Source organism: Acinetobacter sp. NIPH 298 (assembly GCF_000369505.1).
Classification (GTDB): Bacteria; Pseudomonadota; Gammaproteobacteria; order Pseudomonadales; family Moraxellaceae; genus Acinetobacter.
This window is the reverse complement of sequence record NZ_KB850055.1, coordinates 1,248,957-1,270,497: the sequence shown is the minus strand read 5'-3', so window position 1 is coordinate 1,270,497 and position 21,541 is coordinate 1,248,957. Positions and strand designations below refer to the sequence as shown.

Below are 21,541 nucleotides of genomic sequence, written 5' to 3'. Positions count from 1 at the left end.
AATGACAGAATCTGTTCAATGGTGGTTGGAACCTGTTAAACAGCCCGATATGAATGCAAAATTGCAAGCTGAACAACGTCAATTGCAGTTAACCAAGCCCACAGGTGCGCTTGGCGATCTTGAACAGATTGCGATTACCTTAGCTGGATTGCAAGCAACAGTATACCCGCAAATTAAAACACCTTGGATTAGTGTTTTTGCAGGGGATCATGGTGTGGTTGCAGAAAATATTTCTGCCTATCCTCAAGCGGTGACACGCCAAATGCTACAAAATTTTGCTTCTGGTGGCGCTGCGATTAGCGTAATCGCCCAATATCATCAAGCACACTTGCAAGTGATCGATTGCGGAACTGTTGGTGAAGTTTACGATTATGTCGGTGTCGAGCGTCATTGTATTCGTGCTGGCACAGCAAACTTTGCACACCAAGCGGCGATGACTGCATCAGAATGCTTAGCTGCGCTCAGCTTAGGTAAAAAGAGTGTTGATTTAGCCAAATCAAAAGCCGCAGATATTTTTATTGCGGGGGAAATGGGAATTGGCAACACTTGTTCAGCCTCTGCGTTGGCATGTTTGTTATTAAATGAAAGTGCCCAACAATTGACGGGGGTAGGTACAGGTATCACCAATCAACAATTGCTACATAAGATTGACGTCATTGATCAAGCCGTAAAATTACACAAGGCGGATGTCGCTGATGATGTCCAAAAAATCTTGGCTACAGTGGGTGGACTTGAAATTGCTGCGATGACAGGCGCTTATTTACGTTGCGCACAGCTTGGTTTACCAATCGTGGTGGATGGCTTTATCAGTTCTGTAGCTGCTTTATGTGCGGTTCGTATTCAACCTAAAGTACGAGCGTGGATGTTATTCGGACATCAATCCGCTGAGTATGGCCATCAAAGAATATTAAAAGAACTCAATGCTGAGCCCATTCTCAAAATGAATCTACGATTAGGCGAAGGCAGTGGTGCAGGTGCAGCATTGTCGGTGATACAACTGGCTTGTGCGCTTCATAATCAAATGGCAACTTTTGCAGAAGCTGCTGTGATAGGTGATAAAGTTGCTGATTGATCTATTGCGTCATGGTGAAACAACGCAAAGCCATATTTTACGTGGACACCTAGACGATGAATTGACAGAGAAAGGTTGGTTGCAAATGCAAACAACCGTTCAATGCCATCTTGACGCTCAGCAGCATTGGGATGTCATCATTAGTTCCCCTCTACAACGTTGTCGTTTTTTTGCTGAAAATTTGGCAAATCAATTACAACGCCCGCTATTAATTAATGAAAATATCAAAGAAATGTATTTTGGTGATTGGGAGGGTATTTCAACTCAAACGATTTATGAAACTACTCCTGAGTTACTGGCAAATTTTTGGCAATTCCCAACTCAATATCAAGCACCAAATGGCGAGTCTTTAGCTCGATTCCAACAACGAATTTTAGTTGGTTTTAAACAAATTCATCAGCAAATGCAGGAAAACCGTTGGGAAACAGCACTGATTGTTACGCATGGAGGGGTAATAAAGTTACTAACCTGTTTAGCAAGACAACATGATTTAAATGAATTGTTAAAAATGCCTGCTGAACTGGGAAAACTGTATCGATTAGAGTTGCTTGAAGCTGAAAGTGAGATTGGTTTTATGGAAAAGCCACTTATTTCTTAGCTTCGAAATACGATTGTATTTAAATTTTTTACTGAATGGTGTAATAGAACTGTCATTGCTCCTGTCTATGATACATGGCACTTCTTTATCTATAAGCAAAAAATTTATGAATATATTATTTAAAAGCAGTGTGTTATGCGCAAGTATATTGTTGGTCGCTTGCAACAATGATGATCATCAGCAACCACAGACAAAGCCTGAAAATAGTACACCATCAAAATATTATCAAACTAAAACACCTTATCAGCCCTTACAAGATCTAAAAAAATATGAGCCAATTCCACAAGGCTTCGAATCTGTTTTTACTGAATTAGTTGCACGTCATGGTTCTCGAGGCTTATCAAGTATCAAATATGATTTAGCACTTTATAATCTATGGAAACAGGCAAAGGCTGAAAATGCGCTGACCCCGTTAGGTGAAAAACTCGGTGCAGATCTAGAAAGCATGATGAAAGCAAATATTCTGTTAGGCTATGGTGTCGAGGGTATTCGCCAGTTTGGTTACGGCAATGAAAGTTTGACGGGGATTTTAGAGCATAGAGGAATTGCAGATCGATTATTGCAACGCCTACCAAATTTATTTAAAGCAGCAGAAAGCCAACCGTCATCTATTTTAGTGCAAAGTTCGGGTGTAGACCGTGCCGTGGATAGCGCTAAGTTTTTTACTGATGAACTTATTAAACAAAACCAAAAGCTTAAAGATAAAATTACACCAATTTCATATACTAGCCTAGCCAGTGAAAGTGTGCCAACAGTTGATGATGGTGGCGTAGATCGCTTCAAACTTTATTTCCATAAGTTAACGGCAGATCAAGATTTGGCTCAATCTTTATCTGAGCAAGAAAAAGCCGTTTATGATGCGAGTCAGGCTTACCAGAAATTTGCCGAAGAAGATCAGGATTTAGCTCAAAAGCTGAAAGAACTGACAGGTGAAACACGTGCTGAAACGGTTGCAATGCAAGTGCTTAGGCCAATTTTCAAAGCTGAGTTTATTCAAAAACTAGGGACGAGTGAGGCTTATACTTTTAGCAATAATGGTTCATATAGCGTAGTCGCACCGAATGGGGAAACCATTACTGAAAAAGGCAAGGGTAAAAATAGCATTACTAGTGCTGTGGATGCAGCCGCTTATTTATATGAGCTTTATTCAATCATGGGAGGTATGCAGAGTGAACTCAAAGGTGTCGATTTTGATAAATATATTCCTGAAGATGCAGCAAAGTTCTATGCAGAATTTAATGATGCCAATGATTTCTATGAAAAAGGTCCCAGCTTTAGCGAGTCGAATCAAGTCACCAGTGCGATTGCTAAGGGATTGAAACAAGATCTGTTTAAGCAGGTCGATGCAGTCGTAGATAAACAACAATCACATCGTGCAGTTTTACGCTTTGCGCATGCTGAAATCATTATTCCGCTTGCGACGACTTTTGAGTTGCATAACATGATGCAAACTTTGCCATTACGCCAAACCTATAACTATACAAATAGTGCATGGAGAGGTGAATTGGTATCGCCTATGGCGGCCAATTTACAGTGGGATATTTATCAAAATGCTCAAGGAAGTACCTTAGTCAAAATGCTCTACAATGAAAAAGAAACCTTGTTCAAACCTTCATGTAACTATGCTCGATATCGCGCAAACAGTTTTTATTATGATTATTTAAAACTTAAGCAATGCTATCAAATTCAATAATCTAACTTCATAATTTCTTAGGATGGGAATAGGCTTGCTATTCCCATTTTTATTTCTTCATAATGGGCGAATAAAAGATATAGCTTGGCTGAGATTTCTAGCATGACACCTTTTTGGATTGCCTTGCAATTTTTAACTGTTTTACCGATTCAATTAAAAAAGATGCCAACCGCACAGCAAAATGCACAAGCCATTTTGTTTTATCCTTTCATTGGACTATTGATCGGTTTAGTTTTATTTGCCTGCTCAATATTGCTATTCAAACTGCCAACCTTATTGCTGGCAAGTATTATCCTCGTATTGTGGATTTGGCTGACTGGCGGATTACATCTCGATGGATTAGCAGATACCGCAGATGCATGGGTTGGTGGTTTCGGTGATCCTGAACGTACACTTAAAATTATGAAAGATCCCGCATGCGGGCCTATTGGTGTTTTAAGTTTGATCATGCTTTGCTTGCTTAAATTTGTCGCTATTTATGTGTTATTAGAACAACAATTATCTACGCTTTTGATTATTCTTCCTGCAATTGGGCGAAGTACAGCTTTATTTCTTTTCCTAACCACAAGCTATGTCCGAAAACAAGGTTTAGGACGTTCTATTGCTGATCTTATCCCAAAAACGGCGGCATGGATGGTATTTGTCATTACATTGTCATTTCTTTGTGTGTTTGGGTGGTCTGGCATTATTTGTTTAGCAATTTTTTTACTGCTGCTGTTTTATCTACGTGCTAAGTTCATTGAAAGAATTGGTGGGATTACTGGTGATACGATTGGTGCGGCAATTGAGTTATCAGAGATGGGTGTTTTGATCAGTTTTCTGATTACATTTTTCTATCTGTCTTAGACTCATGAAATTGAATCTCGATAGATATTGATCCTCTCATTGTTCGTGAGAGGATCAAAAAACATTATCTTTTTTTACGGTAGGTACAGAAGCCTAGTATCACCAAAACAGCAATCAATGCAGCGATCAAACCCAATAAGATATCACGAACAATTTTATCGATAGGCAGCCAATTCCACTTATGTAAATAAGCAAAGCTCTTACCTTCAAGCGCATCCTGTGAAGTAACTTTTGCAGCAATAACACCACTACTTGGTTCTATATAGAGTCGCAATTGGTCCTTTAAATGAGTGTCAACTCTAACCACAGGTAGGCGTTTATTAATAAAGCCATATTCTCCGCTAAAACTTGTGACCCAAGTACTTTGTCCGATTTTCTCGATCGGTAGATTGAGATAATCAGCAACAAAAAATCTACTTTGCTCAAGCACGTCAATGGGTTTGGCTTTTTCAGCATCAATCCATTGGATCGCAGGCGTCTGATTTTTACTGTGTCCATGATGATCATGTTCTTTGGCTGCGGTCATACTGCCTTGCATGTCTTTTTTGCCGATGAGTTGGATCATCCACGCAGCCCGTGTTTGATCGTGATCGAATGACATGGGTACTAGGTGTAATTGCTGTATCGACTGAGCTGTTGCTAGTTGCCACGACGTTTGATCTAAATCTTGTGTCTTGAAAATAGGCTGAATATTTTCGATTTCGGGTTTCTTTTGCCAAAGATGGTAAAAACCACTGATCACCCAAAGTAAAATAAATACACTCAGACTGATACCCAAATAGCGATGGAGAAATCGAACTGGTTTCTGACGTAAACGATGGTTTTTTCGATTATGAATTTTGAAAAACAGTCCGATTCCCATGCAAGTGATTGCCAGTATGCCAATTAGGGCGAGCTGCATCAAAAGTGTTTGACCAAACCATTGCTGATTATTCCACGTCCACGTATGACCTAAGCGGAAAATCCGTGCCATCCACATCTTTTGGTCATTTGAAATCGTGGCAAGTCGTGCATGACTAGGATCAACATAGACACGTAAACCTTGATCAAAATCAACACGCCAGATAGGCAATAAGCGATTTACACTCGGATAATCATCACTAAATTCTGTAACCAGTTGCGTGAAAACAATATGCTCCTCAGCAAGACCTGTATACCAAACAGCTAAACGTTTGGCATCTTGTGATTCTGCATTTTCAATACGATGACCCGAATGAGCATCATAGTATTCAGCAATATTTTGGTCTGTGCCCAATACCCGATATGCCGTTTGATCGGCATTTATTTGAATGGCTTGAAGTGCAGAAAATTGCTTGATCTGATTTTGCTCTAAGACCGTTTTTGCTGGTAAAGCATTGTTTAAATCTAGTTGTTGCGGTGGAGGCATTCGTTTCAAAGGCTGCGGTTGTGTTGCACTCATAATTGGATGCAACACACCTGTTAAAGCCCAAAATAGAACCAAAATGCCCAACACCATTCCAAGGCTACGATGAAAACTCAGTAGCTTTTTGAGTTGGTTGGCATTCATGGCTTATTTCCCGAAATGATAGCGTAAACCTAATAAATAGGTACGCGGTGCAGCAGGGGTAAAGCTCGCTTGGTTATTACTAAATGAGGTACTTTCAGCATAATGCGCGTCTGCGGCATTGATGATATGACCATAGATTTCATAAGCATTGCGGCGATAGGTTGCGCGTAGATTTAATACGGTATGCCCATCATATTTTTCAGTATTGGCATCATTGATCCAGTATGATCCGACGTAAACACCTTCAGCGGACAACAACAACTCAGGAAAGGGTTTAATTTGATATTCAACAGTACCAAATGCCTTTGGAGCGCTTGGCATACGATTGCCATTATAATTTAAGCTTGCTGATGGCTGAAATTGCTTAAATTCATGTTTCGCCCAACTTCCGGATAGTTTCAAACGCTGATCGTAGTGATCCGTAATATTCCACGTTCCACCAATTTCAATGCCTTGATGTCGTGTTTTACCTGCATTCCGTGGTTCGCGGGTATTGTCAGGTTTAGTATAGTTAATGACTTCATCCTCTCCATCTAAGCGATAAAGCGTAATTTCACCATCTAAACGTTCATCAAAAAGTTTGAAGCGTATACCAAGATCAATATTATTAAAGGTTGCTTCAGACAAATTTGGTGTCACTAAGTTTGCACCGTATAAACTGCTTACTTCTGGTGGTACAAAACCTTGTGACCAGTTGCTATAGATATCCAATAGCGGATGTGCATTCCAAATAAAGCCAAGTTGTGGGCTGGCTTTATGGAAGCGACGTGTTTCGTTCGCTGCACCCGTAACATTTGATGGCGTTAAATTATTCTGATAGTCATATGTAATCCAGTCGTAGCGAGCACCAGCGACTAGATTTAAGTTATCGAATGTTTGCCAATTGACTTGGGTGTAAATGGCTTGGTTATCGACATCAACATTGAAATCACGTAATAATTTTCGTGGTTTAAAACCTGTATAAATACGTGTTTCTGGATCACGAAATACTTCAATATCATTGGTTTTTGCTGTGTTTGGTGTATGTTCTGCCATCGCACCGACAATCCACTTCACTTGATCAAAGCTTTTGGCGTGTTGCAAATTTAGACCATAAGATTTGAACTGATTGTAAGTGGTTTGGCCTGTATAAGTTTCTGTAGGTACACCATTTCGCATATCAGTACGAATGCTATAACTTGGGTTTTGTTCGGTGGTGTTGTCTCGATAATATAACGTTGCTTGAGATTGATTGAGATCATTCCACGCATGGCTAATCTGTGAAGATAAACGAGTAGAGTCGACTTCACGATAGGTAAATGTCTGGTAACTATAACCTGGACGTTCACTAAAATCTTTGGCATTCACGCTTCCAGTCATGTCTGCTTTTAGATGATTATAGCTGGCAATATTTTTGATTTGTGTGGCATCAGAAATGCGCCAATCATGCCGAAGGGTGAGACTTTGTTTATTGCTTTCGGCATGATCTTGCCAACTATCGCCACGATCACTTGCGTAGCCAAACAAACGTAGACCATGTTCACCGAACTCAGTCGCAAAGGTATTTGACGCACCAAGATCAACACGGCGGTAAGCTTCACTACTCGCAAGTACGCCGATTTCAGCAGTCGGTGTTGCACTTGGTGCTTTGGTTAGAAAGTTAATCGTGCCGCCAATAGCATTACTTCCATATAAGCTACTGGCTGGACCACGTAAGATTTCAATACGATCAATTCCCGCAAGATTAAGTTCATAGAGTGCATTGTGGTTAAATACACCAACAGGACGAACCGAAATACCATCTTCTAAATACTGATAAACTGCTGCAGTCGTGATTGGTTGTCGGATCGACATCATATGTTGTTCATTACCCAAGTCATTCATCAATACCCCAGGGGTTTGATTGACCAATTGCCCAATAAAAGTGGCATTTTTATCGGCTAATGTTTGGCTGCTAATTTGGCTAATCGCAGCAGGGGTATTATTGAGAGATTCACCCTCACGACTTGCTGTAACCACAATAGTCGCTAAGGTCTTAGTGTCCTGTGCAGAATTTACTTCAGCAATGGCCAATGAACTGTATGTCACAGACAGGCAGGCAGCCGTTAAGACTGACAAACGAAAATAAGTCGTCATTTTGAAAACTCTATAAAAGCAATAAACGAGCTGTATCGCAGTGATGAACTGAATACGAATGTAAAAGTTTGCGATTTTTTATAGAGCGACTGGCGGAGCGTGTTTAAGGGGGGAAATATAGAAAATACGTGGAATATACAGATCCTGTATCCACGCATGGCACAAACAACGTACACGACTAAACCAAGCCAATAAGAAAATGATAATCAAGCCAAGCAATGGAATAATTGCGGCTGCATCTAAACCATAGGTACATAGTGGGCAATGTTTCATGATCTGGCTAGCCAGTGCATAAACTTGTTGTGCATATTCACTGAGCTGTGAACCGTGTTGAGCATGATCAAGGTGATGATTATGCTGCTGCATCGTATGGTGGTGATGTTCACTATGATCGTTGCTGTGTACTTGTGTCGATAACAGTGTGACTTTTTGAATTTCTGTGACTTGGCAATGTGATGGCATTGCATAAAGTGCAGGTACGACGCCCGTATGTACCATGGTTGGTAACAAGATATGCCAGAGTAAACAAAGCAAAGTTATCGCACCCAATAAGGTACGCCACTTGTGCATATGTTGACGGAAACTGGGCTTCATATCGGTGATACGTCGCAGGGGGAATGTGGCAGCAGTATAATTAAAAAAATGTTACAGTTCAAAACATATTAAACAGTTGATCAGCTGAAAAAATGAAAAATTACAGTTTAGATTTCCCTGATGATTTTGATTTAGAAGAGTGGATATGGGAGACTAAAGGATGGATTACATTAACAATAAACTATAGAAATCAAAAATTTGAATTAAACTTTTATGATCCTGTTCGTTTGACGCAAACGATGACTGATGACCTACATTCGCAACAGTACTTTTTAGAACAGAATCTGATTGTTATACCAAATATTAATCGACTAAATATAGAGAAAGTAATTCAAGACTTGGTTAATCATGACAAATTAATAGAGATTTTAAAAATAAAAACAGGCTCATGAGAGCCTGTTTTTGATCTATTCAAAGATTAACGATTTGGTAAAACGTCTTTTAAGGCTTCATGCATTTCTAATAATGCTTTTTCAGTGGTTTCCCAATCAATACAGCCATCTGTTACAGATTGACCATATACGAGGTCACACAGATTTTCAGGGATGTCCTGACGACCACCTTTTAAGTGACTCTCAACCATGATACCCACGATTGATTTGTTGCCATCAAGAATTTGCTCTGTGATGTTTTTCAAAACCAATGGTTGTAAATACGGGTCTTTGTTTGAGTTGGCATGACTGGTGTCAATCATGATTTTGGTGCTGACTTTGGCTTTGGCTAAAGCTGCTTCAGCTTCAGCAACAGAAGTTGCATCATAGTTTGGTTTGCCATTACCGCCACGTAAAACCACATGCGCGTAAGGGTTGCCTTTGGTATTGATGATCGCAACTTGACCACTTTCATTTAGACCTAAGAAGCTGTGACCATGCTTAACAGATTGCATCGCATTGGTTGCAACTGTTAAACCACCATCGGTACCATTTTTGAAGCCCACCGGTGATGACAAGCCCGAAGACATTTCACGATGTGTTTGGCTTTCTGTAGTACGTGCACCAATTGCAGACCAAGAAATTAAGTCTTGATAGTATTGAGGAGAGTTTGGATCAAGTGCTTCAGTGGCACATGGTAAGCCTTTTTCATTCAATTCAAGCAAAAGCCCACGACCGATATGCAAGCCTTTTTCAATATTGAAAGAGTCATTCATATCAGGATCGTTGATCAAACCTTTCCAGCCCACAGTTGTACGTGGCTTTTCAAAATAAACACGCATCACGATATATAAAGTATCTTTTACTTTTTCACTGAGCACTTTCAAGCGATCTGCGTATTCATGCGCAGCTTTGGTATCGTGAATAGAACAAGGCCCGATCACGACAAACAAGCGCTTATCATTACCATCTAAAATATTACGAACCGTGTTACGCCCATTAAGTACAGTTCGGTAGGCAACTTCTGATAAAGGAAGGTCACTTTTAAGTTCTGCTGGAGTAATCAAAGTCTGAATGCTTTTAATGTTAACGTCGTCGATATCTGGCTGAGAAACTGGATTTGACTGTAGAGTATTCATTGCTGTCACAAATTCAATCGAAAGAAGAGGTTAATTTGTCTACGAATATAGCACGAAAAGCCGATTGATTAACTAGCGATTCGCATCATTTATGTATAAACAATCGGCTATTTAGCACTTAAACTATTGTTGTAGAATGAGTTGTTTGCTGAATCAGAACCACTTTGGTTGTTTCAACAGGTTTCGGTTTCTCTTTTACAGGGTTAATAATGAAATTTATACCCAATGCAAATAGCGTGATTCCTAAGATTTTGCGGATAAATCGTTCAGGTAAATGCGAGCTGATCAATGTCCCAACAATAATTGCAGGAATAGAACCGACCAATAGCCACATCAACAAGCTAAAGTCGACATTACCAGAAGACATATGACTTAAACCAGCGACAGCAGTCAGCAATACGGCATGCACCACATCAGAACCAATGATACGAATCATCGGTAAATTAGGGAACATGATCACTAATGCCATGATGCCAAAAGCACCTGCACCGACGGAGGATAATGTCACCAACACGCCTAAAATAATGCCCATAAACACAATATATCGGCGTTTATGCTGTAGGGCATGTTGTTCGCTTTCCATATTGGCTTGTTCACGATTTCTAAAGCGATCGAAGAACTTTTCAATTTGAGCGCGGAAGACGATTGAGATACCCGTCAAGGTCAACATTACACCTAAAACCATGGTTAATACTGGTTTATAGTGTGCGGATTGACTCAAATAATGTTCTAATACCCAAGAGGTAGCGAAAGAGGCAGGGATACTGCCCAATGCTAACCATAGGACAATCGGCCATACAATATTTAGTTTTTTGGCATGAACCAATGAACCACAAAATTTTGAAATCGAGGCATAGAGTAAATCTGTACCAATGGCAATATGCGGTTCAATCTTAAATAAGCTGATTAAAATCGGTGTCATCAATGAACCACCGCCGACACCCGTGATTCCAACGCAGAAACCAACCAGTACACCAGCTAAAATAAATTCCATTGGACCAAACATCGACGATATGCCTAAATTATGCAAAAAACAGCATATCTTATTTCTTTTTTAGCTAACTCGTTGTGATGAATAGTGATTTCCTTATGCAAAAAAATGCTAAAGGAATATTGCAAATTCTAACTTTTATGACTTTTACGTGGCTGATTGCTTAAATCATTCACGGCCAAAATCACAAAAAAAGTCAGCGGCGTTGCAAAGATCCACCATCCTACAAAACCGATTGAAGACCCGTAGATTAAGCAGAGCAAAGCACCTGCCAAGAAAAAACACAAAAAAGCACACATTCTTAGCTGTAACCGAAAGCGCTGTACGAATGGTTGACGCTTCGGTTTAATTTTGCGGATCGCTTTATCACTGCATTGATATAATAACGTCATGCCTAAGCCAATCAGGACAAGTGCAAATAACATCATTTTTTTGTCTCTTTTCGATCAAGTTTCGCTTTTAATTTATTGTGCGCTTTGGCTTGAATAGGTTGAATATTTCGATAAATAAATACAGCAAAGAGTGCGCAAACGATCAGAAATAAATCAATCCGCAAAAAAGGCCAATAGCTTTGTAGATCTGAAATGAGCCGATGGTGAGTTAGATAAAGCAAGTTATATATAGGCAAAGCAATTGCGAGCAATCCAAAAATGAGAATCTGTGATTTCCATAAATATTTTTGTTTCGTTATAAGTGCAATAACGAAGCTCAGTGCCCAAACAATGAAAAACGTATAAATCTCATAGTTAGGCATGGTTTCTGTTAGATGCACCAATCGGTTGGCAAAAAGATAGCCAAGCATTGCAATAGGCAAACCAACAAATGCAGCAACATTCAAGCGATCAACCAAGTAGTAGCCAAAATGGAACTGATTTGATTTATTTTGAATCTGACGTTTTAAGCTCCATAACAACAAACCAGAAGCAATCATTAAACAACCAAGAAGCCCTGACAGGAAGAAAGCAAATCGCAGCGCAGGCTGTGCAAAAGTTGCCATATGTAGGCTATAAACACCAAAGTTTAGGGTCGCTACCGCACTATTGTTTCGAGTATCTGCAAGAATTTTACCTGTACCGTCAAAGCTAATTTGCGCTTGATTTAAGGTAATTGATCGATCTTCCAATTGTTTAAATGTAATGGTTGCTTGATCTGTATTTAGATTTTTTGCTTCGATCGTTGCAAGTGCTTGATCTCCCCATTGTTGCCGTACTTGGGTGAGGAGGGTTGCAATTGAAACTGTTTCAGCGGGTTTAGGTGCGGCATTATTGTTATTGCTTTGGTTCACTGTTCTGATTTCAGTGAAATATTGATATGGATTATCTGGATATAATTTTTTCATACCTAAGGGTAGATACAGATAAAAGAATATCGCTAGACCTGTAAAAGTAATGGTAAGAAAAAAAGGCAGTGCCACAACAGAAGACACATTATGAAAATCGAGCCAAGAGCGTTGTGATTTAAAGGTTCTAAAGGTAAAGAAATCAGTAATGATTTTTTTGTGGGTAATAATGCCTGAAACCAAAGCAATCAGCATGATAAATGCGGCCAAACACGCAATCAGTCGACCGATGAGGATTGGCATCCCATAAAGTTGGTAATGGAAACGATAGAAAAATTCGCCACCTTGTGTTGCTGATAATTTTAACTCTTGCCCAGTATTAATATCCAAGTTACGACTTTCATAGCCACCATCTGCCTTTTCCCAATAAATTTTATTTACAGGCTGCTCAGGATTGGCAATGCCGATATACCATGACTTCGCATCTGCCGCATTTTTTTCTAAATAATCAGTCGCAGTGCCTATCGCCACATCTTGATTCACTTGATATTGTGCGAGTTGCGGCTGCATCCACAAATTTATGTGATGACGATAATACGAACTCGTTCCCATCAAAAAAATGGCAAACAAAAGCCATCCAAAAACCAAGCCAGTCCAAGCATGTAACCATGCCATTGATTGGCGGACGCCTTTATTTTGCATTTTAATTTAAACCCGCAGATAAGCCAAACAAGAGTCCCACCAAAGCCAAACTGAGCAATGTCAATTTCAATAATGAGTTGAAACAAAATCCAACAATAACAAAGAGTAAATAAAACAAAATCGAGATAAATGCCGCGAGAAAAATTGCTTCTGCTTTATCTAGAAAATAGCTGAATAGTGTCGTTAGGCTTAAACTCAAATACATCATTGCTAAATAGCCAAGCACGAATATAAATATAAAGCGATAGAACACACTCAGTCGGTAGGCAAATGTTAGGGAAGTGGATTTAGCCATAAATGTACTTAGAAATAGCAGAAGGAGAAAAAATCACACATGTAAATGATTCTTGTTTATATTAATGTTTATATACAACGCAAGCAATTGCTGATTTATCGCAAATCTAGATGCTCATTCACCTAATTAATGATTTATTAGATTAAAATGATCTTCACTAATCATGAACAAATTACATTGTTTGCTGTGATTCGATGTAAAATCATTCTGTTAGAATCTTTTAAACTTTTGAATGGGGCGTTAGTCTTGTTAAAGCAAAAACTAAAAATTGGCATTGTAGTGGGGGAAGTTTCTGGAGACACGTTGGGTGTAAAACTCATGCGCAGTTTTCGTGAACAAGGTATTGATGCTGAATTTGAAGGGATTGGTGGTCCACAAATGATTGCCGAGGGTTTCCATAGTTTTTATCCAATGGAAATATTATCGGTCATGGGCATTGTTGAAGTTTTAAAAGACCTAAAAAAACTCTTTGCTGTACGTGATGGCTTGGTTGAGCGTTGGACTGAACGACCTGTAGATATTTTTATTGGGATAGATGCACCAGATTTTAATTTAAGGTTATCAAAAACCATAAAAGAAAAGAATTTGCCGATAAAAACTGTTCAATATGTGAGCCCATCAGTGTGGGCATGGCGTCAGGGACGTGTCCATAGCATCAAGCGAAGTATTGATTTAGTGCTGTGTTTATTTCCATTTGAAAAAACCTTTTATGAAAACTATGATGTTGCAGCAGCCTTTGTTGGTCATCCATTGGCAAAGCAATTGCCTTTAAAAAATCCAATTATAGAAGCAAAACATCAGCTTGGTTTATCTGCACATAAAATGCATATTGCGCTATTGCCGGGTAGCCGTCGCGGTGAAATTGAACGTTTATTGCCTTTACTCACTGGTGCAGCCGAAATCTTACATCGGAAACATCCTGAGCTTGAGTTTTTGATCCCAGCCATCAACGATGCGAGAAAACAGCAGATAGCGCAAGGTATCCAAAACTTGGATATCAGCCTAAAAGCCAAGATTCATGTTTTAGAAAATACCGATAATGAATCAAAGATCGGGCGTATGGTGATGAGTGCCAGTGATATTGTGGCACTTGCATCAGGCACAGCCACACTTGAGGCGATGTTGCTGCATCGTCCAATGGTGACTTTTTATAAATTGCATTGGCTTACCTATATGATTGCCAAGTTTCTCGTCAAAATTCCATATTACGCATTGCCCAATATTATTGCGGGTAAAAAGGTGATAGAAGAATTGATCCAATCCGATGCAACGCCAAAACAGCTTGCGACTGAGATTGAAAAATTGATGGATCATGAAACGGCACATATTCAAATGATGCAACACTTGAGTATGCATAAGCAGTTGATCTCTGGAAATACTGAAGACCCAGTACAAGCCATTTTGAAATGCTTAGAAGCTGAGTAAAAAGAATAAAAAGGTGGCTTAGACGCCACCTTTTTACTTATGCACGAAGGATGAGTTCATACCCCGTATATTTACGAATATTGATCACGCCAATATCCAGCAATAAATATTGACCTTTAATGCCTTGTAAAACACCACGAATTTTTGGGGTTTTATCGAGGTTCAGTGATTTTATCTTTTCAGGATAATGATCAACAGGGTAAATAAACTCACGTTGAGCTTCGTTTTCTAAAAATTCTAAGCCTTCATCAAACTCAAGATTTTGATTAAACTCTTCGCGAATGCTTTGAATTTTTGGTGCAAACTCTTCAATGATTTGATCACGTTGCTCAATCAAATTTAAAGGTTCGGCTTCGCCTTTAAGCAACTTTCGCCAATCCGTCTTATCTGCGACTTGACTGGCAATCAGCGTCTCTAAATGACCAGATAAACGGCGAGAACCAACTTTCATGATCGGCAGTGCTTGAGTCGCACCTTGATCTAACCATCGTGTTGGCATATTGACGATACGTGTAATACCGATTTTTAGCGCACTTGAATTGGCCAAATAAACAATATGTGGTTGGAAACAAACATTGTGTGCAAAATCATCTTCACGACAAGTTCCAAGATGATAATGACAAGTTTCTGGTTTCATAATACATAGATCACATTCTGCCTTGGTCTTGAAACACTTGAAACAATGACCTTGGGAATAGGATTTAGGTGTTTTAGCACCACATGATGTACAGAAAATATTGCCTGTCCATTCGATCTCAAGTTCTTGACCCAACACAAATGGCAGATCAGTTTCTGAACGATCCAATATAAATTTATATTCAACATTTGCCTTGTGTATTGGTTGATCAGTTACACTATGCGTTTTGAGCGCTGCATGCATTTTATGACAAATGCCTTGTAATTCCATTAATAAACTCTCATCTTTCTCAATCAAGGGTTGCAGTTATGGCTGAACAAAATGTCATCACTTCTATGCTAGACGATTTATCTAAAGAACAGCCCATACATACTGCACTTTGTATTGGTCAACAGATTGACCAAAATGCGTCCATTCAATGGCATTATTTTAACGTAACTGACTTTCTAAGTCTGCCATTTACGCAGCGCTATGATTTAGGTTTTGTATTTTTTAATACCGTAGAGATGCAAAACGTCAGCCAAACACAAAAAGCGCAGTTGCTTGTCAAATTGCGTGATTTAATGGCAAAACGTATCGTCGTCGTGAGTCAATTAGATGACGAAAGATTACTTCGTTCGCTAGGCTTTACTCAATTGATCGACAAGACCACGCATGATAACGATTTTGCTTTGTGGCAATTTAATATTTTGACCTATAAACATGTGCCTGATTGGTTTAATTCCAAGTTTTGGGCGAATCCTGAAAACTGGAATAAATTCCGCTGGTAAATCTAAAAATGTCTCTGTTTTCAAAGACAGAGATTTAGTCTAGGTTAACTGCAAGCCCTTGCAAAATTTAACAATTCAATTTTGTTCTGGGCTTTCAAAGCAGCGTATGCTTTTGGAATAAATAATTCCAAAAGGAACGTGTAAGCCATGACAGATTTAAGCAATATTGTTGAAATGTTAGCAAAACAAGCTTTAGGCGGTCAGCAACAATCAGGACAAGGCGGTTTGGGTGGCATACTTGGATCAGTACTTAGCCAAGTTGGAGGACAACAACAAAATACGCAAAACCAACAAGGTGGTTTGGGTGGTGTTTTAGGTTCGGTACTTGGCCAATTAAGTGGTGGAACAACTTCGTCTAACCGTAATAATCCGCAAAGTCTTCTTATCGTTGTGTTGCCATTGGTACTTGCTTGGATTCAAAAGCAAGGTGGTTTACAAGGCGCACTGGATAAACTTAAAAATGCGGGTTTAACCAATCAAGTACAAAGTTGGGTTGATCCTAATCAACCGAATAATACGGATATACCGACTCAAAATATGCAGAGTTTGTTTGATGATCAAGATGTAGAGCAGGTTGCACAGCAAACACAAGCCCCTAAACAAGCGATTTATGGCGCAATTGCATCGGTTTTACCACAAGTGATTGATTCTTTAACTCCACAAGGTTCTAGTACGAGTCCTCAAGAAGCGAATAATGATATTCAAAATGTGATGAATATTGTGAGTGGGTTTTTAAAGAAATAACTCATAAGTGTAATAAAAACAAGGAATAAAGCTCATGTAAATATGGGCTTTATTTCTTTTATAATTTAAATCGCATGTTAATTAGATGCATCCCGTAGGCGTAAAGACAATAAATGTTTTTATTAAATAGCGACTTAGTGATTTGTGAATAAATACGCATCTAGAAATTATATTTTCGGGGAGATTAAATGAGCGTAGCAGGTTCAGGAGTTGGTTTTTTCTTAATATTCTTTATCTATTTCATTATCACTTTACCAATGTTGATTCTTGTCGCTGTTTTTATTAAAGAGTTTCGACAAAAGCTATTAATATTTTCCTCTACCTTATCCCTTTTATTTTTACCGTCATTATACAAAGAAGTGAGATTCACCGTAGAAAATAATATTTGGGGGAATGCACAATTAAATGGGGCAATTTGGTTGTTTTTCTCGATTACATTATTGATCATACTTTTAATTTATTTCGTTCTAAGGAAATATAGTTTCTTTAGATTTTTATGGTGGTTTTTTGTTCTGATTGTTTGTGTGAATAGCTTAGCCACGATTTTTCTTTTTTCAACCTAAAACTAAAAGGGCATAAAGCCCTTTTAGTTTATTAGAAAATAATCTTCAAATTAGAAGTTATATTCCATACCTAAACCGATAGTTGTTTTCTTATCATCTTTTACTAACCAATCACGTTTTTGTTGACCAACTACGCCATAGAAACGTGCTTGTTTGTTGATTTGATAGTCTGCCCCAAGACCATAAAGATCTTGTTTACGATCATCACGACCATTTGATTCTGTTGTTGCAGAGATATACTGTGCTTTTAACTTGATCGGTGTAGAAGGGATCTTGTACGCTGCAGTTACGCCATACGCATCTTCTTGTAAACCTTTATATGACGTTACATCAGAACCGCTTGTTGTTGTAACAGTATCATCTGTCGGTTGAGCTGTTTGCCATAAAGCACCCAATACAAACCCATCAAAGCCTATTTTCGTAAAATCATAAGAACCAGTTACACGAATAGCATCGGTATAGATACCAGATAAGCTATAAGCACCATATTTAGATGCGATACCGTAGTTACCTGCTACCGCAGCAGCAAAGCCGTAGTCTTTATTGTCATAAGTGATCGAAGTAGAAACGCCGTCACCAAAACCATCACGACTACCTTTATAACCATTAGCTGCATTTTCTTTAGCAGAAGACTCTTCACCTTGTTGGAACATGATGTTGAAAGCCAAGCCGCCTAACAATTTTTTGTCAGTTTCAAAACCGATCACATTTTTTAAACGATCTTCACCAGCTAAAATAGCGGTCATATCAAGTTCGTTGTGATCATTATAGATATCTTGGTTATTGCCCGCTGCAGTTTTGAAGTAAGAGTCGTATTGACCAACTTTTAATGTACCCACGCCATCTGATTTAAGACCAATAAAGCGGTTACGGTTAGTAAAAGATTGATCACCGTCACCATCTGCATTGATTTGCCATTCAATTAAGTAAACTGCTGAAAGGTTGTCTGTTAATTTTTCTTCACCCTTGATACCGATACGAGAAGCGTTTGAATTTACTTTTGTTACGCTTTCGTCTTTAAAGCCATTCTTATCGATTTGATCGAGCGTCACATTGAGCTTACCATACAATGTTGGTGCTGCTTGCGCTGCATTCATGGCTAATGTTGCTACAGTAGCAGCAAGAAGCAATTTTTTCATTGAGATTTCTCCAAAACACTTTTTTGTAAATGGCAGTTGCCTTAGTTACTGTTATAAGTTTGCTCGTGTACAAAAAGTTACATAGCTCACTAACTTGTATGCAGTATCGACAAACTTTGTTACAGAGAAGTGAAAGAAAAATGACAGTTTGGTGACGATTTATATGGAATGATAATTTTGTTTCTTATTGATTTTTATATAATTACAAAAACAAAAAACGGAGTCATTGCTCCGTTTAAGATATTTTCAAAGATTAAAGTGCTGCTTTGATCTTTTCAGCGAGTGCCTGAATCTTATCTTGATCACCCATTTGCACCGCATGACGTCCTAACTCATGGACAGAACTCGGAATTAAATGGAAGTGCACATGTGGTACAGTTTGTCCAGCAGAAGCACCTGAAAGCTGCATAAGCACTATCCCTTTGGCATCGAGTGCCTTTTCCATCGCTTGAGCAACTTTTTGAACGATTTGAATCGTATACGCAGCTGCATCGGCAGGGAGGTCGAGTAAGGTAACTGCTGGTGTCTTAGGGATAACTAAGGTATGACCATCGGCTTGAGGCATGATATCCATAAACGCAAGAACTTGCTCATCTTCATAAATTTTAATCGCGGGTAACTCTCCACGAAGAATTCTTGCGAAAATATTTTGGTCATCGTATGCCATGCTTAGTCCTTTAATTTAAATCATAGATGTTGGAATGTCCCTCGATGTTTGCAAAGAGGGGCGAAGAAATATTACTTACAATTCAGTTCTTTTTGACGCGCTTTGATTTCATCTAAACGTTGCTGTTCTTTGTCAGAAAACTTTGGCTTAGTGGTATGACAGTTCTCATTACCATACTTGGCTTTAGCATCTGCATCTTTAAAGCAGAAGCCTTTAGATGCATAGATCAGGTTATAGTTATCTTGTAACTTTTTACATTCTTGTTCCGATGCCGAAGCTTGCATGCTGAAACCTGTAAGGGTCATTAACGTAGCAAAAGCGGCAACTGTAAACTTATTCATGAGGTGTTCCTCTCGTTATGAGCAAGCACTGCGTTGAGCGCAGCGCAAGTACTAATATAAGGTGTATAGATGAAATTTCAATGAAACTGTATTATTTGAATGTAATTTTACTCCATATTCTATCCTTAATTATATAGAAAAACTATAGATATCAATGATTTTGTTAAAATCAAACATACAGAAGAAAATTATCAGCATTTTTATAAGGTTTTATACTCATTCTTTTAAACTTTATTAGCGCGTTATTCTGAAAACAATGACAGATATCCTTACTCGCTAACTCTACCATTGAAGTTTTGCGTTAAGAATATAATTCACAAAGAGCTGCTAGACGTGTACACAATAATGCCAACCCCATTTAAATTTATCTTTAAGTGGGGTTTGTTTTTAAAAAAATTGATGGTTAATAAACTACATAAAAAGCATTTTCACTTAGCTTAACGAAACAGTCTTTGAGCTATGTTGTGTCATTTGTTCAAAGTACTGTACCGCAGGTGAGCGGGCCATATATGCTAAAGCTTGTGCAGTATCACCTTCATGGATCGGATTAAATTTTGGCGATACCCAACGTAAAGTCGCTTTCCATAGATATTTAATCGTCGGGAGGTTGTCTGTTTTCGTAGCCGTTTTTTCAAATTCACGAATAAAAGCAAAGAATCCACGACGCATTAATTTCTGAATGTCTTGATGTTCTAAATCCTGTTTCCCAAGACTGCGAGCGAAATCTGCAAGGAAGTAAATAAACAGTGGAAAAATTGCCATCATAATGACCTGACGAGAAACGTAGAAACCTAACTTGTTTGTTAATAGATGTTCAAATAAGTCATAAGCGACACAGCGATGTTCAACCTCTTCAGCTAGATGCCAACGGAATAAATCTGTCATAGCAGGGTCTGCTTTATCCCAAGACTTGCTATCAAGTGTCCATTGCCCAATGGTACCTGTAAAGTGCTCAATTGCGGCAATCACACCTACACGAAACAGTAACCAATATTCATCAAGCTTCTCACCTTTTAAAAAAGGGATACCTAATGGTTTATCGCCTAATAGGATGTTGAAAACAAGGTGAGCACGGTTTAATGGATCTTGTATGTCATAGCCATTTTCCCTGAGAAAATCTTGTGCCTTTTCATGAGCACGGGCATGGGCTGCCTCTTGGCGGACAAATCCAATAACTTCTTCTTTTAATTTCGCATCAGTAATATATGGGATGGCTTTATTAAATACTCGACAGAACCAAAACTCACCTGCAGGTAAGAGCATATTTATGCCATTGGCTATGTGCGAACAGAGAGGATCGTTCGGCATCCAACATACGGACGATTCAGAAAAATCGAAATATACTTTTCTTGCTCTAATTTGATGATTTTCTGTGATCATACATGTCACCCAAGATGAAATTTCGAATTAAATTGACTAAGTAATTTTTAACATTGAGTAAATTAGATCACCATGTGCTTATGGGACAAAAATGCACATTAAAGGGGTTTTAAGGACAAGATTAGATTCTAAAAGCAATTTTTCTTATATGGTTGGGCATTTAAGTCTTTACTATTGTTAAGGTGTGGATGTTGAAAATTAGCTATTCATATTGTTTAACATTTGAATTGAACAACGGATTATGAGTCCGCTGTTCTAAGCAGCGATAAAGTCAGGCATTATAATATGCTTTCTAATGACTTTATTTTTACCATTTGATAAATTATGTGAATTAAACAACAAATGGTTCATAAAATGAAATACTTCATAATACTAGCAATAATTTCAACTTTTATCTCAGTCAGTACTTTTGCAAGAGAAACCAATTCAATGCGTTCATCCTATGAGCTTGTTAGCGTAGGGGATAGTGAAAGCGATTTACTTAGAAAAATGGGAAAATCTTATCCAAGATATTTCAAACATAGAGATGGTCGATATTCCTGTAGTGCAACAGAATATGTCTATGAGATTGATATGCAGACCTATACCGTTTGGGTCTGTAATGGAAAGATATTTAAAATTGATGTGAATAGTAAATAATTTTGCTAATAAA

The 21,541-nt window shown here is 38.5% G+C and carries 23 protein-coding genes; 10 read left to right on the top strand and 13 right to left on the bottom strand.

Annotated features, from left to right (window positions below; genetic code table 11):
* Position 1: 1 nt before the first annotated feature.
* From cobT to F903_RS10900, 4 genes are all read left to right on the top strand, one after another.
* On the top strand, positions 2 to 1,072 hold the full coding sequence (gene cobT, locus F903_RS10915) for a nicotinate-nucleotide--dimethylbenzimidazole phosphoribosyltransferase (protein WP_005197047.1): 1,071 nt from the start codon (positions 2 to 4) through the stop codon (positions 1,070 to 1,072).
* On the top strand, positions 1,062 to 1,670 hold the full coding sequence (locus tag F903_RS10910) for a histidine phosphatase family protein (RefSeq protein ID WP_005197045.1): 609 nt from the start codon (positions 1,062 to 1,064) through the stop codon (positions 1,668 to 1,670). The genes cobT and F903_RS10910 overlap by 11 nt, the downstream gene beginning before the upstream one ends.
* 106 nt (positions 1,671 to 1,776) lie before the next feature.
* Positions 1,777 to 3,363 (top strand): histidine-type phosphatase, encoded by a 1,587-nt coding sequence (locus F903_RS10905; protein WP_005197041.1) that lies wholly within the window; start codon positions 1,777 to 1,779, stop codon positions 3,361 to 3,363.
* A gap of 102 nt (positions 3,364 to 3,465) precedes the next feature.
* A complete protein-coding gene (locus F903_RS10900) occupies positions 3,466 to 4,209 on the top strand; it encodes an adenosylcobinamide-GDP ribazoletransferase (protein WP_005197039.1) in 744 nt (247 codons plus the stop codon).
* Positions 4,210 to 4,273: 64 nt separating this feature from the next.
* On the opposite strand, the gene F903_RS10895 is transcribed toward F903_RS10900, so the two are convergent.
* The 3 genes from F903_RS10895 to F903_RS10885 all read right to left on the bottom strand — a co-directional run bounded on the left by F903_RS10895 (position 4,274) and on the right by F903_RS10885 (position 8,446).
* Positions 4,274 to 5,737: a PepSY domain-containing protein gene (locus tag F903_RS10895; RefSeq protein WP_005197038.1), complete on the bottom strand. Its 1,464-nt coding sequence runs from the start codon at positions 5,735 to 5,737 to the stop codon at positions 4,274 to 4,276.
* 3 nt (positions 5,738 to 5,740) lie between these two features.
* Positions 5,741 to 7,852 (bottom strand): TonB-dependent receptor, encoded by a 2,112-nt coding sequence (locus F903_RS10890; protein WP_005197036.1) that lies wholly within the window; start codon positions 7,850 to 7,852, stop codon positions 5,741 to 5,743.
* A gap of 78 nt (positions 7,853 to 7,930) precedes the next feature.
* Entirely contained in the window at positions 7,931 to 8,446 is a 516-nt protein-coding gene (locus tag F903_RS10885) for a hypothetical protein (protein WP_005197034.1), read from the bottom strand.
* A 92-nt stretch (positions 8,447 to 8,538) separates the two neighbouring features.
* On the opposite strand from F903_RS10885, the gene F903_RS10880 reads away from it, so the two are divergent.
* Positions 8,539 to 8,838 (top strand): hypothetical protein, encoded by a 300-nt coding sequence (locus F903_RS10880; RefSeq protein WP_005197032.1) that lies wholly within the window; start codon positions 8,539 to 8,541, stop codon positions 8,836 to 8,838.
* A gap of 26 nt (positions 8,839 to 8,864) precedes the next feature.
* On the opposite strand, the gene F903_RS10875 is transcribed toward F903_RS10880, so the two are convergent.
* The 5 genes from F903_RS10875 to F903_RS10855 form a co-directional block, all read right to left on the bottom strand.
* Positions 8,865 to 9,956 carry a 3-deoxy-7-phosphoheptulonate synthase gene (locus F903_RS10875; protein WP_004671025.1) on the bottom strand — a complete coding sequence of 364 codons (1,092 nt, stop codon included), beginning with the start codon at positions 9,954 to 9,956 and terminating at the stop codon, positions 8,865 to 8,867.
* A 118-nt stretch (positions 9,957 to 10,074) separates the two neighbouring features.
* Positions 10,075 to 10,962: a sulfite exporter TauE/SafE family protein gene (locus F903_RS10870; protein ID WP_005197030.1), complete on the bottom strand. Its 888-nt coding sequence runs from the start codon at positions 10,960 to 10,962 to the stop codon at positions 10,075 to 10,077.
* 116 nt (positions 10,963 to 11,078) lie between these two features.
* The gene (locus tag F903_RS10865; RefSeq protein ID WP_005197028.1) at positions 11,079 to 11,375 is read right to left on the bottom strand and encodes a hypothetical protein; all 297 of its coding nucleotides are present in this window, start codon (positions 11,373 to 11,375) and stop codon (positions 11,079 to 11,081) included.
* Positions 11,372 to 12,928, bottom strand: a complete 1,557-nt coding sequence (locus F903_RS10860) for a PepSY-associated TM helix domain-containing protein (RefSeq protein WP_005197025.1) — start codon at positions 12,926 to 12,928, stop codon at positions 11,372 to 11,374. Before F903_RS10860 ends, F903_RS10865 begins: the two co-directional genes overlap by 4 nt.
* A 1-nt stretch (position 12,929) precedes the next feature.
* A complete protein-coding gene (locus F903_RS10855) occupies positions 12,930 to 13,223 on the bottom strand; it encodes a hypothetical protein (RefSeq protein ID WP_005197023.1) in 294 nt (97 codons plus the stop codon).
* Between the two features lie 246 nt (positions 13,224 to 13,469).
* On the opposite strand from F903_RS10855, the gene lpxB reads away from it, so the two are divergent.
* On the top strand, positions 13,470 to 14,648 hold the full coding sequence (gene lpxB, locus F903_RS10850) for a lipid-A-disaccharide synthase (RefSeq protein ID WP_171065232.1): 1,179 nt from the start codon (positions 13,470 to 13,472) through the stop codon (positions 14,646 to 14,648).
* Between the two features lie 37 nt (positions 14,649 to 14,685).
* On the opposite strand, the gene F903_RS10845 is transcribed toward lpxB, so the two are convergent.
* Complete coding sequence (locus F903_RS10845; protein ID WP_005197019.1) at positions 14,686 to 15,555, bottom strand: DUF2797 domain-containing protein; 870 nt, start codon at positions 15,553 to 15,555, stop codon at positions 14,686 to 14,688.
* Positions 15,556 to 15,593: 38 nt separating this feature from the next.
* On the opposite strand from F903_RS10845, the gene F903_RS10840 reads away from it, so the two are divergent.
* The 3 genes from F903_RS10840 (at position 15,594) to F903_RS16455 (ending at position 17,362) form a co-directional block, all read left to right on the top strand.
* Positions 15,594 to 16,055: a DUF6231 family protein gene (locus F903_RS10840; protein WP_004671040.1), complete on the top strand. Its 462-nt coding sequence runs from the start codon at positions 15,594 to 15,596 to the stop codon at positions 16,053 to 16,055.
* A 147-nt stretch (positions 16,056 to 16,202) separates the two neighbouring features.
* Entirely contained in the window at positions 16,203 to 16,799 is a 597-nt protein-coding gene (locus F903_RS10835) for a YidB family protein (RefSeq protein ID WP_005197018.1), read from the top strand.
* Between the two features lie 188 nt (positions 16,800 to 16,987).
* The gene (locus tag F903_RS16455) at positions 16,988 to 17,362 is read left to right on the top strand and encodes a hypothetical protein (RefSeq protein ID WP_005197017.1); all 375 of its coding nucleotides are present in this window, start codon (positions 16,988 to 16,990) and stop codon (positions 17,360 to 17,362) included.
* A gap of 50 nt (positions 17,363 to 17,412) precedes the next feature.
* Here F903_RS16455 and F903_RS10825 read toward each other — a convergent pair whose 3' ends face one another.
* The 4 genes from F903_RS10825 to F903_RS10810 form a co-directional block, all read right to left on the bottom strand.
* Complete coding sequence (locus tag F903_RS10825) at positions 17,413 to 18,501, bottom strand: porin (RefSeq protein WP_005197016.1); 1,089 nt, start codon at positions 18,499 to 18,501, stop codon at positions 17,413 to 17,415.
* Between the two features lie 253 nt (positions 18,502 to 18,754).
* Positions 18,755 to 19,168, bottom strand: coding sequence for an HIT family protein (locus tag F903_RS10820; protein WP_004671044.1), 414 nt, complete (start codon positions 19,166 to 19,168; stop codon positions 18,755 to 18,757).
* Positions 19,169 to 19,239: 71 nt separating this feature from the next.
* On the bottom strand, positions 19,240 to 19,509 hold the full coding sequence (locus F903_RS10815) for a YARHG domain-containing protein (protein ID WP_005197015.1): 270 nt from the start codon (positions 19,507 to 19,509) through the stop codon (positions 19,240 to 19,242).
* Positions 19,510 to 19,941: 432 nt separating this feature from the next.
* Entirely contained in the window at positions 19,942 to 20,889 is a 948-nt protein-coding gene (locus F903_RS10810) for a metal-dependent hydrolase (RefSeq protein WP_034595028.1), read from the bottom strand.
* A 354-nt stretch (positions 20,890 to 21,243) separates the two neighbouring features.
* On the opposite strand from F903_RS10810, the gene F903_RS16880 reads away from it, so the two are divergent.
* On the top strand, positions 21,244 to 21,528 hold the full coding sequence (locus F903_RS16880; protein WP_034595026.1) for a hypothetical protein: 285 nt from the start codon (positions 21,244 to 21,246) through the stop codon (positions 21,526 to 21,528).
* Positions 21,529 to 21,541 lie beyond the last annotated feature (13 nt).

Bases quoted from the DNA above. Each gene is read 5' to 3' on its own strand.
- cobT (WP_005197047.1), top strand. From the start codon at position 2: ATGACAGAATCTGTTCAATGGTGGTTGGAACCTGTTAAACAGCCCGAT.
- F903_RS10905 (WP_005197041.1), top strand. From the start codon at position 1,777: ATGAATATATTATTTAAAAGCAGTGTGTTATGCGCAAGTATATTGTTG.
- F903_RS10900 (WP_005197039.1), top strand. From the start codon at position 3,466: ATGACACCTTTTTGGATTGCCTTGCAATTTTTAACTGTTTTACCGATT.
- F903_RS10895 (WP_005197038.1), bottom strand. From the start codon at position 5,737: ATGAATGCCAACCAACTCAAAAAGCTACTGAGTTTTCATCGTAGCCTT.
- F903_RS10890 (WP_005197036.1), bottom strand. From the start codon at position 7,852: ATGACGACTTATTTTCGTTTGTCAGTCTTAACGGCTGCCTGCCTGTCT.
- F903_RS10885 (WP_005197034.1), bottom strand. From the start codon at position 8,446: ATGAAGCCCAGTTTCCGTCAACATATGCACAAGTGGCGTACCTTATTG.
- F903_RS10880 (WP_005197032.1), top strand. From the start codon at position 8,539: ATGAAAAATTACAGTTTAGATTTCCCTGATGATTTTGATTTAGAAGAG.
- F903_RS10875 (WP_004671025.1), bottom strand. From the start codon at position 9,956: ATGAATACTCTACAGTCAAATCCAGTTTCTCAGCCAGATATCGACGAC.
- F903_RS10870 (WP_005197030.1), bottom strand. From the start codon at position 10,962: ATGTTTGGTCCAATGGAATTTATTTTAGCTGGTGTACTGGTTGGTTTC.
- F903_RS10865 (WP_005197028.1), bottom strand. From the start codon at position 11,375: ATGATGTTATTTGCACTTGTCCTGATTGGCTTAGGCATGACGTTATTA.
- F903_RS10860 (WP_005197025.1), bottom strand. From the start codon at position 12,928: ATGCAAAATAAAGGCGTCCGCCAATCAATGGCATGGTTACATGCTTGG.
- F903_RS10855 (WP_005197023.1), bottom strand. From the start codon at position 13,223: ATGGCTAAATCCACTTCCCTAACATTTGCCTACCGACTGAGTGTGTTC.
- F903_RS10845 (WP_005197019.1), bottom strand. From the start codon at position 15,555: ATGGAATTACAAGGCATTTGTCATAAAATGCATGCAGCGCTCAAAACG.
- F903_RS10840 (WP_004671040.1), top strand. From the start codon at position 15,594: ATGGCTGAACAAAATGTCATCACTTCTATGCTAGACGATTTATCTAAA.
- F903_RS10835 (WP_005197018.1), top strand. From the start codon at position 16,203: ATGACAGATTTAAGCAATATTGTTGAAATGTTAGCAAAACAAGCTTTA.
- F903_RS16455 (WP_005197017.1), top strand. From the start codon at position 16,988: ATGAGCGTAGCAGGTTCAGGAGTTGGTTTTTTCTTAATATTCTTTATC.
- F903_RS10825 (WP_005197016.1), bottom strand. From the start codon at position 18,501: ATGAAAAAATTGCTTCTTGCTGCTACTGTAGCAACATTAGCCATGAAT.
- F903_RS10820 (WP_004671044.1), bottom strand. From the start codon at position 19,168: ATGGCATACGATGACCAAAATATTTTCGCAAGAATTCTTCGTGGAGAG.
- F903_RS10815 (WP_005197015.1), bottom strand. From the start codon at position 19,509: ATGAATAAGTTTACAGTTGCCGCTTTTGCTACGTTAATGACCCTTACA.
- F903_RS10810 (WP_034595028.1), bottom strand. From the start codon at position 20,889: ATGATCACAGAAAATCATCAAATTAGAGCAAGAAAAGTATATTTCGAT.
- F903_RS16880 (WP_034595026.1), top strand. From the start codon at position 21,244: ATGAAATACTTCATAATACTAGCAATAATTTCAACTTTTATCTCAGTC.